This is a genomic window from Arthrobacter sp. ISL-48 (genome assembly GCF_018613805.1).
Lineage (GTDB): Bacteria > Actinomycetota > Actinomycetes > Actinomycetales > Micrococcaceae > Arthrobacter.
In genome coordinates this window covers 21,267-38,419 of sequence record NZ_JAGGPL010000022.1, presented here as the reverse complement: position 1 = coordinate 38,419, position 17,153 = coordinate 21,267, and the positions used below count along the sequence as shown (strand labels likewise).

Below are 17,153 nucleotides of genomic sequence, written 5' to 3'. Positions count from 1 at the left end.
GAGGTCTGGCCGGTTGCGTTAGCCGGCGTTGGGACCGGTCCGGACCGCAAGGCTGAGCCGCTCCACTCCGTGCATTGCGTCAGCTGCCCGGACCAGGGCCAGATGGGAAAAGGCCTGTGGGAAATTGCCTGCCATCCGCCGTTCCTCTGGAGCATATTCTTCGCTCAGCAGGCCAAGCTCATTGCAGAACCCCACGAGCGTATCCATGAGCGCCTTTGCTTCTTCCTTACGGTTGGTGCGGGCGTACTGTTCAACAAGCCAAAAGGAGCAGGCAAGAAAGGGATGTTCGCCTGGTTCAAGCCCATCGACACCTGACTCCGTCCGGTAGCGCAGCAGGAGGCCATGCCCGGTCAGCAACTCCTTTTCGAGCTGCGCCACCGTGCCAAGCATCAAGGGGTCGTCGTACGCGAGGAAACCAACCTGCGGCATGGCCAACAGCGCGGCGTCCGTCTGGCTGCCGCCATAGCTCTGCGTGAATGAGTTGAGCTCCTGGCTGAAACCCCTGTCCATGATTTCTGATCGCAAACGCCGCCGCAGTTCCTCCCAGTGCTCCGCCGGGCCCTGCAGCCCGTGGTCGCGGACGCCCCGGACCCCGCAGTCGAAGGCCGCCCACATCATGACCCTCGAATGTGTGAAGTACTGGGCGGAACCCCGCATCTCCCACAGGCCGAAGTCCTTGTCATCGAAGTGTTTCTCCACAAATCCGAGCAGGGCCCGCTGGAGCGCCCAGGAGAACGCGTCTTCCTTGCCACCGGCCAGGCGCAGCCTCTCAAGCGCCACCATCACTTCGCCCACGACGTCTGCCTGGTATTGGGAGACCGCAGCGTTGCCGATCCGCACCGGTCCCGCGTCCTGGTAGCCGGGGAGGTGGCTCAGCACTGTCTCCGGAAGGTCCCGTTCACCGGCTACCCCGTACATGATCTGGACGTCCTCGGGGTCACCGGCAAGAGCGCGAAGCAGCCAGTTGCGCCACTGGAGGGCCTCGAATTCGTAGCCATGGGTCAGCATGGACTCGAGCGTCAGCGCGGCATCGCGGAGCCAGCAGTAGCGGTAGTCCCAGTTGCGCGAACCGCCGAATTCCTCAGGCAAGGAGGTGGTCGGAGCGGCGACGATGCCTCCAGTTTCGTAGTGCGTCAGGGCGCGGAGCACCAGCAAGGACCGCTTGACCGCAGCCCCGTAGAATCCGCCCTGCCGGTAATTGCCACCCCATCTGGTCCAATAGCTCACTGTCTCCTGAAGGGCTGAGTCAAAATCGAGCTGTGGCGGAGCTTCCCGGTATGAAGGAAACCACGTCAGTTCGAACTCGACGGTCTCGCCGGCCGAAACCTCGAATCTCCCCAGATGCATACGGCCGTGCGCCTCGGGCAAACGGCGGCTCTGTAAAGCCCAGGCGTCAGGCCCGGCCATGGCTAAAAGGGCATCCCCGCTGCCCGGCGTTGTATTTTTCCGTATGCGGCTCGTCCACGGTGTCAGTGCCCCATACTGGGGACGGATGATCAGCTCCTGATGCACCGGCACGGTTCCGGTGAGGCCTGTCACGCGTCGCAAAAGGGAGGAGGGGCCTTGACCCGGCGGCATCAGGTCTGTGACACGGATCTGGCCGCCCGGGGCCTGCCAGATTGTCTCCAGGACGAAGGTCGACTCCAGGTATTGACGGTCAAGGACTACAGCCTCGGGCTCGGCTGGTGCGAGCAGCCACCGGCCGTGGTCTTCATGACCCAGCAGGGCTCCAAAAACGGAGGGCGAGTCGAAACGTGGGAAGCAGAGCCAATCCACACTTCCGCGCCGGGAGATCAGGGCCCCGGTAGCGAGGTCTGACAGGAGTGCGTAATCCTCTATGGGTTCCGCCATGCTCCTAGATAAGCACAACATTTTGCGCAGCGGCAGATGGCGCCGCTCCTCCGGGCTGGAAGCTGGCTGATGTCCGGGGGCCAAGGATGTGGCGGGTGCCAGTGGGCTCCCGTCCGGAGTTAGCGGTTTGTTCTGCTGTCCGGCCGCGCCTGACTTTAAATATGCCTTGACGCCAGATGTGTTAGCGCTCACACTTAAATTGCAGTTAGCGCTAACAATTCATCTCTCTCAGCGCAGCTCTAACTCGACAATCTGAACCAAGGAAGCCAGCCCGAAATGACCCGCGAAGAAGCATACTCTCGTTGCCCGGAGGACTCGTATGTGGAGTACTACGGAAGCCAGTGGCTGATCGTCCCGTTCCAGCCCGTAGAGCAGCCCAGCTTCTTCGTCTGCCACCCGGGAGTCCAGCCTATCTTCGCCTGAGGTCGGCGCCGGCGCGCACATGATCCGCAACTTATCGGGCCGGTCCGTGAACCCCGGTAGGGTCTCAACGTGATTACCCACATTTCAGGAGAAGGTCGTGCCCTCGTTGCGATCCATGGATTCGGCGTAGACCATCGCATCATGCTCCCGCTGGAGGAGTTTGTGAGTGCGGCGGGTTGGCAGCGCATCTATATAGATCTGCCGTGGGCTTCGTCCCCTCCAGTCCGCAGCGCGGCCAGCGCTCAAGACGTCGCAGACGGCGTCGTGGACGAAATTCGCCAGCACCTGGGGGAAGAACCCTTCGCCGTCATTGGAAACTCATTCGGTGGCATGATCGCACGCTTTGTTGCTCATGAGCTGCGCGAGCAGGTGCTCGGACTGGCAACTCTCGCCGGGGTGTTCGAGCCTGATCATGAGGCACGCTCGCTCCCCGCTCGTCAGATTCTGCGCCGAGACCCAAAGGCCTTGGCGCATGCAGGACCGGCACTCGAGGACTATGAAGAAATGTCGGTCATCCAGACCGAGGCCACCGTGGCGGCATTTACGCGGTATGCGCTTCCTGGCCTGCAGGCTGCAGACCAAACCGTCATTGATCGCATCTCGGCGGACTATGCGCTTCGTGTTCAACCAGAGGTTGAGTACCCCGCCCCGTTTGAGGCGCCCTCTTTGCATGTGTTTGGACGGCAAGACCATGTAACCGGGTATGAGGACGGTTGGCAGCTACGCGACCACTACGTTCGCGGCACCTATGCAGTACTGGATGCAGCGGGACATAACGTCCACCTTGAACAGCCCACGCTCACTGCCGCCTTGGTGAGCGACTGGCTCGCACGGATCGACTTGGCTGCCCGCTGAGGGATCGGCTATCGGAGACGACGTCGCGGAGCGGCTGATTGAACCGGCCGGGTCACCGCCAGATCCAGCGGAGGGCATCGGGGAGCAGGACGCCACCGTGGTTGAGGCTGTGACCGCCGTCGCCCAGGACGAGGCGGAAGTCGTAGCCGGCCTCCGCGAGGGCGGCTGCTACTCGAAGGTTGTTGGCCAGCCAGTTCCGCTCGGGCTGGTTCCAATTCAGGTCGCGCTGGCCCGCCTGCATGAAGACGCGCAAAGGCTTGGCGGGCGTGATGGGAAGCAGCTCGGGGTAGGGGTTGCCGCCTGGCATCTGGGCGAAGCTGGACAGGAACCCGATAACGCGGCGGAACCTGTCGGGACGCAGCCAAGCGGCTGTGAAGGCACAGTTGCCGCCGCTGCTGCCTCCGCAGATCCCCCAGCGGTCAGGGTCCTGAGAGATCGTGTACCGCTTGGTAACCTCGGGGATGATCTCTGTCAGGAGGAAGGTGGCGTAGCGGTCGTCGAATGCGTCATACTCCGCGTTCCGGTTCTTCGGATTCTCGGCATCGACGAAAACGCCAGGGTCAACGAAGACCCCTATAGTGACGGGAATGTGTCCCTGATGGATGAGGTTGTCCAGGACGATTCCGCCGCGGACGTCCCCCTCGGGGTCCAGATACAGGCGCCCATCTTGGAACACCATCAACGAAGCGGGCACGGCAGGGTCGTACCGGTCAGGCACGTGCACCCAGAATTTCCGCGTGGTCCCCGGATAGACCCGGCTCGCGTTCCATTCGAACTCGACAGTTTCGCCAGAGGGTAGGCCCGGCTGCACTTCCGAGTCCGGGCCGTGGAGATAGCGGACATCTGACTGGTCGCCGGACAGCGGTACGTACGGCACCTCAATGGGGGTGGTGCTCGCCAAACCTGCTCCTACGATCGTCGATATGAGCCGAGTCGTTCTCATGTGTGCGGGTCAGCCGGCGCTGGCAACTTCACCGATATGAGACTACGCGCTGTGCCCCTCGAGCCGGGGACTCCGCGCGCCACGTAGTTCTCTTAGCCGGTGGCAACGAGCCCTATTTCGAAGCCATCGGAGTTCACGAGGTAGGCAGCATAGTGTTCGGGCTTTGAACCGGGGCAATGCTTCTGACGGGTGATAGTCAGCTTGCTTATTACTTTGGGCTTTCCTAGGCTGGATGGTGTCAGACAAACAACTCTCGAAGCGGGTACTGCCGCGCGCCACAAGCGCGCACAACCCCGCCTCACACGAGGAGGAATAATGTCAGAACACAGCATCGCAGGCAAGAAGGTCGCTTTCCTGCTGACGGACGGCGTGGAGCAGGAGGAGCTCACCAGCCCGTGGCAGGCCGTGAAGGAGGCTGGCGGGCAGCCCACACTGGTGGCGCCCTCCAGCGGGCGGCTGCAAGGCTACAACGGCACGGACAAGGGCGATACGTTCAACGTGGACCTCACGGTGGCAGAAGCCAACGCCTCGGACTTCGACGCCCTGGTGCTTCCGGGCGGTGTGGTGAACGCCGATCACCTGCGTGTGGACAGGGACGCCCAGAACTTCGCGCGAAGCTTCTTCGAGCAGCATAAACCGGTGGCCTCCATCTGCCACGGACCGTGGCTGCTGATCGATGCGGGCGTGATCCGCGGCCGGAACGTAACCTCTTATCACACGCTGCAGACCGACCTGAAGAACGCCGGGGCCAACTGGACGGACCAGGAAGTAGTGGTGGACCAGGGCCTGGTGACCAGCCGTAGCCCCAAAGACCTTTCCGCCTTCAACAGCAAGCTTGTGGAGGAAATCTCGGAAGGCTTGCACGCCGGCCAGACCGCCTAGGCAAGGTTGTTCCCCCAGGGATAAAAGGGATAAGAAAAACCCGTGCGGAGGAATTACTCCAGCGGGTAGAGTGTTGGAGTCTGCAGCGACCATGCTCGCGCACCAGCAATCTCGCACTCCCTGGGGGAACACGCATGTCCACAGAAATATCTTCGAACGCCCACGGCGAACCCGTGCGCGCTTCCGAAGCGAAGCCGTCCGCGCCGGAGAAAATGTCCCGCGAATCGGTGACTATCATCGCCACGCTCCTGGTGGCAACCTTTGTGGTGATCCTCAACGAGACCATCATGAACGTGGCCCTGCAGCGGCTCATGGTGGACCTCCGGGTGGACGCGCCCACCGTGCAGTGGCTTTCCACCGGCTTCATGCTCACGATGGCGGTGGTCATCCCCACCACCGGTTTCATCCTTCAGAGCCTCTCCACCCGCGCCGTCTTTATGCTGGCCATGGGCCTCTTCGCCGGTGGCACTGCCCTGGCTGCGGTGGCCCCGGGCTTTGAGCTCCTGCTCCTGGCCCGGATCATCCAGGCCGGCGGAACGGCGATCATGCTTCCGCTGCTCATGACCACCATCCTCACCCTGGTGCCGGTCGCTAAGCGAGGGGCCGTGATGGGCAACGTCAGCATCGCCATCTCGGTGGCTCCGGCCATGGGCCCCACAGTTTCCGGGTTGATTCTGGAGCACTTCACCTGGCGCTTCATGTTTGTCTTCGTCCTGCCGGTGGCCCTGGCGGCCTTCGCTATCGGGGCCAAGTACCTGACCAACGTGGGCGAGACAGAGAAGGCCAAGCTCGACTTCCTCTCGGTGGTCCTGACTATTCCTGCCTTCGGCGGGGTGGTGTACGGCCTTAGCCAGATCGGCGGCGGCCAGGGCGAGGGCGGTCCCAGCACGATGGCCATTGCGGCACTGGTCATCGGGGTCGCCAGCCTTGCCGTGTTTGTCTTCCGTCAGCTCCGGCTGCAGAAGGCAGAGGCGCCCCTTCTGGACCTCCGGGCGTTCAATTTCCGCATGTTCACGGTCTCAGTGCTGCTGATGGTGGTGGCCATGATGGCCCTCTTCGGCGGGGTGATCCTGCTGCCGCTTTATCTACAGGAGATCCGCGGCCTGCATTCCCTGGAGACAGGGCTTACGCTGCTTCCTGGCGGCCTGGCTATGGGCTTGTTGGGCCCGGTCATCGGCCGGATTTTCGACAAGGTGGGTCCGCTGCCTCTCACCGTGTCCGGTTCGGTCCTGATGGTGCTGGCGCTGTGGCAATTCTCAAGGCTCGACGCCGCCACGCCCGTCTGGTGGATCGTCACGCTTCATGTGGGGTTGAGTTTCGGACTGGCGCTGCTTTTCACGCCTGCGTTCACCACTGGGCTGAATCCGCTGCCGCCGCACCTCTACTCGCATGGCTCGGCCATCATGAGCACGACGCAGCAGGTTGCCGGCGCCGCGGGGACGGCCCTGCTGGTATCCATCTTCGCCGTGGTTTCCGCCGCCTCAGGACTCGTCGCCGGGATGAGTGCCGCGTTCCTGACGGCCACCGTGATAGCCCTTGCCGCCGTCGTGCTTTCCGCAATGATGCGCAAGACGGAAGGCGCCGCTCCCGGACACGGCGGGCACTGACCCACCTAGTGCTACCTACATGGAGTCAGCCGGCGTAGAAGTCCCTGAGCTCGGTGATGAGCTTGTCCGGAGCCCGCAGGACGCCGTCGTGGCCGAGGCCAGGCAGGATGGTGTAGCTGGACCCGGACAGGACGTCGTGGATCTGGCCACAGGCCACCCCGAAGTACGCCGGGCTCTTCTCGCCCACCACGATCAGGGTTTCCAACGGCAGTTCCAGGAATGGCTCGGCGGGCATGTCGGCGGCGATGATCGCCTTGATTTCCCGCACGCCGGTGCGCATCAGCTCCCGCATCTGCTTGCCCATGGACGTGCCCGCCGTGAGTTTGTTGGCGATGGTGAGCATGGACAGCGGCATCCGGGAGAACGCGCCACCGGTCTCCAGGCCCTTGGTGAGGACGGCGAGGGCGCGGTCGTCGTCCCCGGCCGCCGTCGCACGTTCGTACTCCGCGGTCCAGTCCGCTTTGACGCTGCCGTTCACGGACACAGCCGGGTCATAGACCGCAAGCCTCTCCACCGGAAGGGTGCGGGCTGCATGCAAGGCAACGGCGCCGCCGAAGCTGTGCCCGAAAACGTCCGTGCTGGACGTGTGCTTCATGACGGCGTCGAGGTCCCGGATATCCACATCCAGCGTGTAGTCCTCGGGCTGCGGTGACGAGGATCCCCGGCCGCGCCGGTTGAACGTGTGAACGGGGCGGCCCAGCGCCGCGCTGAGTTTCTGCGCAAACTTGGTGTAGTCGGCGGCCGTCACCATGGAGGGCGGAACAACCACCACGCCGGAACCGGCTGAGGCAAGTTCCGCGCCGGTGGAAAATACCTCCAGCGTGCCGCCGTCGGGGGTCTTGATGTTCTCACGCGTCATGTTCCGAGCCTAGCCGAGGTACCTGCTTGCTGGCAGCCGCGGTCCGCCGCAAACCGAAGGATCTTACCCGAGGCGTTCGATCAGCGCGCCGCTCTCCGCCCGCGCAGCGGGCAGTTCGTCAACCAGGCCGCAGAGGATGAGTCCCGCATCTGCCGCCTGCAGCGGAGATTCCGGCGTGGCCAACCCATCTGCTCTGAGATTGATCAGGGATTCGACCAGGCGGAAGGTGAAGTCGCCGCAGCTCGCGTCCGGGTTCCCGGCACCGCTGGCGGGAGACAGGCCGGCACCCAGTTTGCCGTACAGGCTGCGCAGCTCCTGCCGGTCGGCCAGGAACCGCCCAAAGCGTGCACTCCGGACCTCGGGCAGATGGTAGAGAATCCCGAGGTTCCAGCGGGCCCCGCAGAGCTGGGTGCCGTCATAGAGGGCGACGGCGTGAAGCCGGCTTCCAGCCGTGCCGTCGCCCCGGGCCGAGGCGGCGACAGCCCGCGCAAACTTCAGCCCTCCGGACACGGTGCCCTCGAGGAGGTCCTCGAGGATGTCGTCCTTGGTCTTGAAGTGGTGGTACAGCGAGGACTGCCTGATTCCGACGGCGTCCGCAATGGACCTGGTGGAAGTGCTCGCGAAGCCTTGGGTGGTGAAAAGCTCAGCAGCCGCATCGAGGATTTCGTCGCGGGCGGTGGCCCCTGGTCGGGAGGGCTGCTGGTGGCGAGGTCGTCCCGGTCCGGCTGAAGTCACTGCTTCATTCTTGCATCCCGGCACGGGGCGAACGGCAACCTCAGGAGATGTGAGGGTATGGAAAAGAGCCGGAAACAAGATGTCAATGCGCCTTTTACAGAAGTGAAACTGTTTGGGGACACGGCGCTGGAAAACTATCAAGTGACCGGTAATAAGCAGCCATCGGCCGAACGCTGCGCTGCCGGGAGGCTTTACCCCCATGCCGTCCCAGCCCCCGGAGGTTCCGATGACTTCAACCGTTCTTCCCACCGTCCATCAGGACGATGCAGATCTGACGTCCCTTGGCTATCAGCCCACTCTCCATCGAAAGCTCGGCCGCTATGCTTCGTTCGCCGCCGGTTTCTCCTTCGTCTCCATCCTGACCACCATCTTCCAGCTGTTCGCGTTCGGTTACTCGTTCGCCGGGCCGGCCTTCTTCTGGACGTGGCCCGTTGTGCTGGTGGGCCAGCTCCTTGTGGCCTTGAATTTCGCAGAACTCGCCGCCCGCTATCCGCTGTCCGGCGCCGTATACCAGTGGGCCAGGCGTGTCGGCGGCGAGGCCGTGGGCTGGTTCGCCGGCTGGTTCATGGCCATCGCGCAAGTGGTTACTGCTGCTGCCGCCGCCATCGCACTGCAGGTGGTGCTGCCGCAGCTCTGGGGCGGCTTCCAGGTGGTGGGCGGTGAGCCGGCCCTAAACACCGTCACGGGAGCCGCGAACGCCGTGGTCCTCGGGGCTGTTCTCCTGGTAGCCACCACCGTCATCAACTCCCTGGGCGTTAAGCTCATGGCCCACGTGAATTCCGTTGGAGTGACTTGCGAAATCGTCGGCGTCATCGCTGTAGTCCTTGCCCTCCTCACGGCGGCCCAGCGCGGGCCGGGCGTCGTTGCTGACACAACGGTGATTCAAGGATCCGGACTCGGTCCTGTGGGAGCATTTCTGGTCTCCGGCCTAATGGCCGCCTACGTCATGGTGGGATTCAACTCCGCCGGCGAGCTGTCCGAAGAAACCAAGGACCCGCGCCGCACGGCCCCGCGGACCATCCTCTCCGCCCTGCTCATCTCCGGCATCGGCGGAGCGCTCATGATCATCACCGCCCTGATGGCGGCGCCGAGCCTCGACGACGGCCGGCTGGCCACCGAAGGTCTGCCTTACGTGCTGACAGCTGTCCTGGGCACCTTTTGGGGCAAGGTACTGCTGGTGGACGTGGCCATCGCCATCTTCGTCTGCACCCTGGCCATCCAGACCGCCGGTTCCCGCCTGGTGTTCTCCATGGCCCGGGACGGCAAGCTTCCCGCTTCTGCCTTGCTGTCCTCGGTGCACCCCACGCGGGGTACGCCCATGTGGCCCTCCATCGTCATCGGCGCGCTGGCGGTCGGTGTGCTTGCCATCAACGTCGGCAACGCTTCCCTGTTCACCACCCTGTGCAGCGTCTGCATCGTTATGGTTTACCTGGCCTACCTCCTGGTCACGGTGCCGCAGCTAATCAACCGACTCCGCGGGGACTGGAGCCGGGTAGGGCAAACCATGCCCGCGGGGCTCTTCTCTCTCGGCCGCTGGGGCCTGCCAGTCAACATCCTTGCCGTCCTATACGGAGCCGTGATGGTGGTCAACCTCGCCTGGCCCCGTCCCGAGGTCTATGACCCCTCCGGCGAGAACGGCTTCCTCCTCTACTCAGCGCCGCTCATGGTGATAGTCGTGCTTCTCCTGGGCATCTGGGTCCGCCGCCGCAACCTGGCAGCGACCGCCTGAGAAAGACCCACCTCAAGCCCGCCAATTTCTTCGCCAGAAGCACGGCGTTGGAACGACTGCTTTAGAACAACCCACAGGACTGACATGACACAGACCATCAAAACACCAGCAACCCGCACCGCCACCACGGCCGGCGCCCGCGCCCATGCCCGGGAAGAGCACGGCAGGATGGTGGACACCATGCGCTACGTGCCGGCCGCTTCGGCCCCGGATCGCCTGCTGGAGGGAGTTCCGGGCGGCGCCGCCGCGTCCCTGACCTGGGCCGAATCCCTGGCCTTCGGGCGCTACACCACCATGCAGCTGGCGCGCGGTACCAGGGTCAGGCTCACAGACACCTCCGGTGACGCTTGCGTGCATACCCTCCTGTACCGGGCTGGCGCCCTCCACGAACGCCTCAATGTGGCGGACACCGTCAAGGTCCCCTGGCAGGCCTACCCCGGGCCAGGCCACCCGCTGCTTTCCGATGCCGGCCGGCTGATGGCCACGATCGTGGCTGACACCGCTTCCCGCCATGACGCACTGACAGGTGCCACCACGCTGGCCGGAAACACGGCACGGTACGGCGCCGGAAGCGCCCACAGCGCCTCGCCCGCGGCCCGGGAACTGCTCACCCTCGGAGCCCTGAAGAGCGGGCTGGGCTCCCGCGACGTGGCGCCGTCGCTGTCCTTCTTCAAAGGCATCGCCGTTGACCCCGCCGGCACCATCGCTTTCACGGGAAGCGCAGGACCAGGCGCCGCCGTCGAACTTTTGCTCCAAATGGACGTGGTGCTGGTGCTCGCCAACACGTCGCACCCGCTGGATCCCCGCCCCAGCTTCACCGGGACGGCCGTTGACGTCGTCGCCTGGCAAGCGCCGCAAGACCTGGCAGCACTGGAGGCGGGCCAGCTTGCCGGGCCTCTGGCTCCCGAACACCTCCAGGCACTCCGCAACACCGAACACGACCAGACCGCAAGGAATGCCCGATGAACACCGCCATTGCAAACAGCCACATCCCGGACGCGGGCCGTATCGCACTCACACCCGGGGAAGTGGTCCTCGACGAATTTGTTGAAGCACGCGGCCCGTGGTCAGCGGTGGTGGCAGCCGGTGACGTGTTGACCATCGTGGACCTGGAAGGAAACCAGGCGGTGGACTGCCTGCTGTACGCCGCGGAGGACACCTCCGTGCGCTACTCGGCAGCGGTCACTATCGCCCAGCAGCAGTCGATCGTCCTGACCACGGGTTCCGTGCTGCGGGCGGATACCGGAGTTGCCCTGATGACAGTGGTGGCTGACGAGGTGGGAGTCCACGACACTATAGGCGGCGCATGCTCGCAGGAATCCAACACCCTCCGGTACGGCCAGCACACCCGTGAACAGCACGCCTGCGTGGAGAACTTCCTCATCGAGGGTTCCCACTGGGGCCTGGGGAAGCGTGACCTGGTTTCCAACATCAACTGGTTCATGAACGTTCCCGTGGACCCGGACGGTGCCCTGGGCATTGTTGACGGCCTTTCGGCGCCGGGCAAGCGCGTGGCATTGATGGCGCAGGTGGACACGCTGGTACTCGTCTCCAACTGCCCGCAGATCAACAACCCGTGCAATGGCTTCAATCCCACCCCTGTCCGGATGATCGTCACCCGGCCGGAGGCAGCCCTGTGAGCAACTTTGATAGCCTGCTGATCGCCAACCGCGGCGAAATTGCGTGCCGCATCATCGAATCGGCCCGAAAACTGGGATTGCGGACCGTTGCCGTGTTCTCTGACGCGGACCGCGGCGCACGCCACGTCAAGCTTGCAGATGAGGCCGTGCTGCTGGGTCCCGCACCGGCCAAGGAGTCCTACCTCCGCGTGGACGCGCTCCTGGCCGCCGCCAAGTCCACCGGGGCCGGAGCCATCCACCCCGGGTACGGATTTCTTTCCGAGGATGCAGCTTTCGCGGAATCTGTCGAAGCGGCAGGACTGGTCTTTGTCGGTCCCACGGCTGAGCAGCTGCGTATCTTCGGCACCAAGCACACCGCCCGGGATGCCGCAAATGCCGCCGGCGTACCCATGATTGCCGGGTCAGGGCTTCTGGCTGACGTGGACGAGGCGATCGCGGCCAGCGTCGCGATCGGCTTCCCACTGATACTCAAGGCCACCGGCGGCGGCGGCGGGATCGGCATGACGGTCTGCCGCACCGGGGTCGAGCTCCTGGAGAGCTTCCCCCGCGTGGCCCGGCTGGCCAGCGCCAGTTTCGGCACCGCCGGTGTCTTCGCCGAGCGGTACGTCGAAAACGCGCGGCACATCGAAGTACAGATCTTCGGCGACGGCGACGGCCGGGTGGTCAGCCTCGGGGACCGGGACTGCTCTCTGCAGCGCCGCCACCAAAAAGTCCTGGAGGAAGCACCCGCTCCGGATCTGCCCGACGAGCTGCGGGAAGAACTTCACCGCAGCTCCCGTGAACTGTGCGCCTCCCTCAGCTACCGCTCCGCCGGGACCGTCGAGTTCGTCTACGATTCTTCCCGCCGCGAAGCCTCCTTCCTGGAGGTCAACGCCCGGCTCCAGGTGGAGCATCCCGTCACCGAGGCCATCACCGGCGTGGACCTAGTGGAGTGGATGCTACGGCTGGCGCAGGGCGGCGCGGAGGCCAAAACGGTCCTTGCCGGCGTACCGGACAGCGTCCCGGTTTCAGGCAGTGCAGTGGAAGCCCGACTGTATGCCGAGGACCCTGCCCGCGGGTTCCAGCCCAGCGCCGGGACGGTCACCAACGCTGTTTTCCCCGTTACAGAGGGCGTCCGCGTGGACGCCTGGGTGGAAACCGGCACAGAGGTTTCTACCAACTACGATCCCCTCCTGGGCAAAATCATCACCGCCGGAACAACCCGGTGCGAAGCCTTCGACCGGCTGTCCGCCGCGCTCGCCGACACCCGGATCGACGGTATCGAGACCAATCTGGGGCTGCTCCGCGCTGTGGGCGGGCTGGACGTCGTCCGCAGCGTCCAGCACTCCACCAACACGCTGGATACAGTCGGAGATCCAGAACCAAGGATCACGGTGGGCCGCCCGGGACTGCAGACGAGCGTTCAGGACTGGCCCGGCAGGACCGGGCTGTGGCAGATCGGTGTTCCGCCGAGCGGCCCCATGGATGACCTGTCCTTCCGGCTGGGCAACACAGCATTGGGCAACCCGGAGGGCGCGCCCGGGCTGGAGTTCACCATGACCGGTCCCAGCCTGACGTTCACGCACGCCACCACCGTCTGCGTCACCGGCGCGGACGTTTCCGTCACAGTTGACGGGGCCGAGGTGCCCACGTGGGTGCCCGTCGTGGTCCAAGGGGGAGGAACCCTCGACGTCGGCACGGCCGGGGGCCGCGGGCTCCGCGGCTACATCCTGTTCCAGGGCGGCCTGGATATACCGCAGTACCTGGGCAGTGCTTCCACCTTCACCCTCGGCCAGTTCGGCGGCCACGCCGGCCGCGTCTTGCGTGCAGGCGATGTGCTTCGTGCAGTGAAACCTGCGGCCGGCCCCGGTGTTGAAATAGCAGTGGCCGCCGAGGTGCCGCTGGACAGCCGGCCTGCTCTGACCTCGACCTGGGAGCTGGCCGTGGCCGAAGGTCCGCACGGAGCCCCGGAATTCTTCCAGCGGGAGGACATCAAAGAGCTGTACGCCGCGGAGTACGAGGTTCACTTCAATTCGGCCCGCACAGGAGTCCGGCTGACCGGGCCCAAGCCCCGATGGGCGCGGACCGACGGTGGCGAAGCAGGTCTGCACCCCTCGAACATCCACGACACTGCGTACTCCGTGGGCGCGCTCGACTTCACCGGTGACACGCCTATCCTGCTGGGACCGGACGGACCCAGCCTGGGCGGGTTTGTCTGTCCGGTCACCGTTGTGACGGGGGACCGCTGGAAGCTCGGCCAGCTCCGGCCGGGGGACAAGGTCAGGTTCGTTCCCATCAAAGTCAGCCAGGCGCCGTCGGCCAAGGACCTGGGCCCTGGCCGACAGCTGGTACTGCCCGGCGACGCCGGATGGTCAGCGGACCCCTCATCGGCGAACCACTTTGCCGGGGCGGCAAGACCTGCCACGGGCCAAGGCGAAGGGCAACGCGCTGCACGGGGGGACGGCGACGACGGCGTGCTGGGCCGGGTGCCGGAAGGGCCAGCCCGGCCCGCGGTCACCTACCGGCGCTCCGGCGACGACAACCTCCTGGTGGAATATGGCGAGATGGTGCTGGACCTCGGCCTCCGCGCCAGGGTTCACGCCCTGCACCAGCACATCGAGCAACTGCGGGTGCCAGGCATCGTGGACCTCACCCCGGGAATCCGCTCCCTCCAGATCAAGGTGGACCCGTCGGTCCTGCCGACCAGGCACCTGCTGGGACTGGTTGAGGAGATCGAGGCGGCCCTGCCGGCGAGTTCCGAACTGGTGGTTCCCAGCCGTACTGTCCGGCTTCCGCTGTCCTGGGACGACCCCGCCACCCGCGAAGCGATTGCGCGTTACATGGCAGGTGTCCGGGACGACGCCCCCTGGTGCCCCTGGAATATCGAGTTCATCCGCCGGATCAACGGACTGGACTCCGTCAACGACGTCTTCGACACCGTCTTCAACGCTGAATACCTGGTCCTCGGATTGGGCGATGTCTACCTTGGCGCCCCGGTGGCCACGCCGCTGGACCCGCGGCACCGTTTGGTCACCACCAAGTACAACCCCGCCCGCACCTGGACGCCCGAGAACGCGGTGGGCATCGGCGGGGCATACATGTGCATTTACGGGATGGAAGGACCCGGCGGCTACCAGTTCGTGGGCCGCACCACCCAGGTCTGGTCCCGCTACGCGGACTCTGCCCCGTTCGAGCCTGGCTCGCCCTGGCTGCTCCGCTTCTTCGACCGGATCTCCTGGTACCCGGTCAGCCCCGAGGAACTCCTGGACCTGCGGGCCGACATGGCCGCCGGGAGGGGCCGGGGCGTCGAGATCGAGGACGGCACGTTCTCGCTGGAAGAGCATGAAGTGTTCCTGAAGGAAAACCACGGGTCCATTGCGGCGTTCCGGGAAAAGCAGGGAGCGGCGTTCGCCGTGGAACGGCAGGCATGGGCGGACGCCGGCGAGTTTGACCGCCTTGACGCGTTGGCCGCCGTTGCGGCGCCGGCGGCAGACGAGGTCGTTGTTCCGGATGGAGGGTTCCTCGTCTCTGCACCTTTCGCGGCGAGCGTCTGGAAGGTTGATGTGGCCGCCGGCGACCGGGTGGTGAAGGGTCAGCCGCTGGTATCCCTCGAGGCAATGAAAATGGAAACAGTGTTGGAAGCACCCTGTGACGGCATGGTGCTCCGCGTCCTGCAGGATGCCGGTTCCCAGGTGGTCGCGGGCGAGGCCGTGGTAGTCCTCGGCGGCCCCGAATCCGCGACCCGAACCGAGGGCAGCGGACTGGAAACCCTGGAACTGGAAGAAGCAGCAGTATGAGCAACGTCACCACGTCCGCTGCTTCCATGCGCGTGCGGGCCGCCTTCGCCGCCGTCGAGGCTGTGGACCGGCCGGAAATTTGGATAACCCTGCGCGGCGAGGACGAACTCCTGGCCGAAGCGGCCTCCATTGACACCGCCGTCGCCGGCGGCGCCCATCTGCCGCTCGCCGGGCTCCTGCTCGCCGTCAAGAACAACGTCGACGTCGCTGGCATCCCCACGACTGCTGCCTGCCCCGGCTTCGCCTACTTGCCGGAGAAGGACGCGGACGCGGTGGCCCACCTCCGTGCAGCGGGTGCCCTGGTGCTGGGAGCCACGAACCTCGACCAGTTCGCCACCGGGCTGGTCGGCACGCGAAGCCCGCACGGTGCTGTCAGGGACTCCCGCCGCCCGGGCTTCATTTCCGGTGGCTCCAGTTCGGGTTCCGCCGTGGCGGTGGCACTGGGCCTGGTGGACATCGCCATCGGAACGGACACGGCGGGATCAGGCCGCGTGCCGGCGGGGCTGCAGGGGATCGTGGGCATCAAACCGACTCTGGGCATCGTGTCCACCGCCGGTGTGGTACCCGCCTGCCGGTCCTGGGACGCCGTCACGATCTTTGCCCGTCACCTGTCCACTGCGGAGCTCGCCATGGGCGTTATGGCTCGCGGCTCCCGCCCCTGGCCCACAGATGTTCGGCTCGCAGCACCATCGAAGCCCCGCGTCGCCTATCCTGCCAGCCTGCCCGCCCTTCCGGACGCGTGGGCTGCAGAGTTCGCCCGCCAGCTCGACCGGCTTCGAGACTCAGGGGTGGACGCTGAGGCAATCGAATTCGACGCCTTCCTTGAGGCCGCCCGGCTGCTGTACGACGGCGCGCTGGTGGCCGAGCGCTACGCCGCCGTGGGCGACTACATCGAAGGGTTCGACGGGGGAACGGACGGGCAGGCGGGCCTCGATCCCACCGTGGGGGGCATCATCCGCGCGGCCGGCAAGCTGTCTGCCCACCGGTACGTCGCTGATACGGAAAAGCTGGAAGAGCTGAAACGCAAGGCGCTGGCACGGCTGGAGGGGTTCGATGCCCTCCTGGTTCCCACGGCGCCGTTTCACCCCACTCTGTCTGAGGTGGCCGCTGACCCCGTGGGACTGAACTCCTTGATGGGCACCTACACAAACTTCTGCAACCTCTTCGATCTGTCTGCCGCGGCTGTCCCCGCAGGCGAGGTGGAAGGTGCCCAGTTTGGTTTGACGGTGGTGGGCCGGACCTTCGATGACGCCGTGGTGGCTGATATCGCCCGCAGGGTCGAAGTGACCCCGGCAGTGCCGCCACTCTTCGCTGCCGGCGCTGAGCCGGCGGTGCAGTCAATGGCCGGGCAGCCGCCGTCGTCCCTTCCCTGGCCGGTAGCTGCCGGCGCCGTGGCATTGCCGCTGGTTGTCGTCGGGGCTCACCGCAGGGGCCAGCCGCTGGCCCCCCAGCTGGAGGACCTCGGCGCTGCCTGGGACGGTCCCGTGCGCACCGCAGCCCGCTACCGCATGGTGTCCCTGGGCACCGTGCCGCCCAAGCCGGGCGTGTACCGGTCCGACGACGGCGCGGAGCTCGTTGGCGAGCGATGGCTGCTCTCCGAAGCGGGGCTGGGATCGTTCCTGGCCGCCCTGCCGGAACCCATGCTGCTCGGATCCGTACAGCTTGCGGACGGTACCAGCGCGGTCGGGTTCGCCTGCGATGCCGTTGCCGCGGCAGGCGGGGAGGACATCACCTCCTGGGGCGACTGGCTTGCAGACCGGAAAGGCGGGATCAAGGGACGAAGCGTCTGGCACACTCTGGGGGAAGCCGGCCCCGCCGCGTTCAGCAGGGGGGAGCGGGGGTAGTGCACGCGC

The 17,153-nt window shown here is 65.5% G+C and carries 13 protein-coding genes; 9 read left to right on the top strand and 4 right to left on the bottom strand.

Annotated features, from left to right (window positions below; translation table 11 throughout):
• Positions 1-18 precede the first annotated feature (18 nt).
• Positions 19-1,851: a glycoside hydrolase family 15 protein gene (locus J7E83_RS18180; RefSeq protein WP_214965008.1), complete on the bottom strand. Its 1,833-nt coding sequence runs from the start codon at positions 1,849-1,851 to the stop codon at positions 19-21.
• A gap of 276 nt (positions 1,852-2,127) precedes the next feature.
• Here J7E83_RS18180 and J7E83_RS18175 point away from each other — a divergent pair, with 276 nt between their 5' ends.
• Both J7E83_RS18175 and J7E83_RS18170 read left to right on the top strand, forming a co-directional pair.
• A complete protein-coding gene (locus J7E83_RS18175; RefSeq protein WP_214965007.1) occupies positions 2,128-2,274 on the top strand; it encodes a hypothetical protein in 147 nt (48 codons plus the stop codon).
• Between the two features lie 69 nt (positions 2,275-2,343).
• Complete coding sequence (locus J7E83_RS18170) at positions 2,344-3,129, top strand: alpha/beta fold hydrolase (RefSeq protein WP_214965005.1); 786 nt, start codon at positions 2,344-2,346, stop codon at positions 3,127-3,129.
• Between the two features lie 52 nt (positions 3,130-3,181).
• On the opposite strand, the gene J7E83_RS18165 is transcribed toward J7E83_RS18170, so the two are convergent.
• Positions 3,182-4,030, bottom strand: a complete 849-nt coding sequence (locus J7E83_RS18165) for an esterase family protein (protein ID WP_251044076.1) — start codon at positions 4,028-4,030, stop codon at positions 3,182-3,184.
• A gap of 357 nt (positions 4,031-4,387) precedes the next feature.
• On the opposite strand from J7E83_RS18165, the gene J7E83_RS18160 reads away from it, so the two are divergent.
• Both J7E83_RS18160 and J7E83_RS18155 read left to right on the top strand, forming a co-directional pair.
• Positions 4,388-4,954 carry a type 1 glutamine amidotransferase domain-containing protein gene (locus J7E83_RS18160; RefSeq protein ID WP_214965001.1) on the top strand — a complete coding sequence of 189 codons (567 nt, stop codon included), beginning with the start codon at positions 4,388-4,390 and terminating at the stop codon, positions 4,952-4,954.
• A gap of 134 nt (positions 4,955-5,088) precedes the next feature.
• Entirely contained in the window at positions 5,089-6,561 is a 1,473-nt protein-coding gene (locus J7E83_RS18155) for a DHA2 family efflux MFS transporter permease subunit (RefSeq protein WP_214964999.1), read from the top strand.
• 25 nt (positions 6,562-6,586) lie between these two features.
• Here the strand turns inward: J7E83_RS18155 and J7E83_RS18150 are convergent, their stop codons facing one another.
• Positions 6,587-7,420, bottom strand: a complete 834-nt coding sequence (locus J7E83_RS18150; RefSeq protein ID WP_214964997.1) for an alpha/beta fold hydrolase — start codon at positions 7,418-7,420, stop codon at positions 6,587-6,589.
• A 63-nt stretch (positions 7,421-7,483) separates the two neighbouring features.
• Complete coding sequence (locus J7E83_RS18145; protein WP_214964996.1) at positions 7,484-8,155, bottom strand: TetR/AcrR family transcriptional regulator; 672 nt, start codon at positions 8,153-8,155, stop codon at positions 7,484-7,486.
• A gap of 226 nt (positions 8,156-8,381) precedes the next feature.
• On the opposite strand from J7E83_RS18145, the gene J7E83_RS18140 reads away from it, so the two are divergent.
• The 5 genes from J7E83_RS18140 (at position 8,382) to atzF (ending at position 17,144) form a co-directional block, all read left to right on the top strand.
• A complete protein-coding gene (locus tag J7E83_RS18140; RefSeq protein WP_214964995.1) occupies positions 8,382-9,884 on the top strand; it encodes an amino acid permease in 1,503 nt (500 codons plus the stop codon).
• 84 nt (positions 9,885-9,968) lie between these two features.
• Complete coding sequence (locus J7E83_RS18135) at positions 9,969-10,850, top strand: urea amidolyase associated protein UAAP1 (RefSeq protein ID WP_214964994.1); 882 nt, start codon at positions 9,969-9,971, stop codon at positions 10,848-10,850.
• The gene (locus J7E83_RS18130; RefSeq protein WP_214964993.1) at positions 10,847-11,524 is read left to right on the top strand and encodes an urea amidolyase associated protein UAAP2; all 678 of its coding nucleotides are present in this window, start codon (positions 10,847-10,849) and stop codon (positions 11,522-11,524) included. The genes J7E83_RS18135 and J7E83_RS18130 overlap by 4 nt, the downstream gene beginning before the upstream one ends.
• A complete protein-coding gene (uca, locus tag J7E83_RS18125; RefSeq protein WP_214964992.1) occupies positions 11,521-15,300 on the top strand; it encodes an urea carboxylase in 3,780 nt (1,259 codons plus the stop codon). Before J7E83_RS18130 ends, uca begins: the two co-directional genes overlap by 4 nt.
• Positions 15,297-17,144, top strand: coding sequence for an allophanate hydrolase (gene atzF, locus J7E83_RS18120; protein ID WP_214964991.1), 1,848 nt, complete (start codon positions 15,297-15,299; stop codon positions 17,142-17,144). Before uca ends, atzF begins: the two co-directional genes overlap by 4 nt.
• The last annotated feature ends 9 nt before the right edge of the window (positions 17,145-17,153 follow it).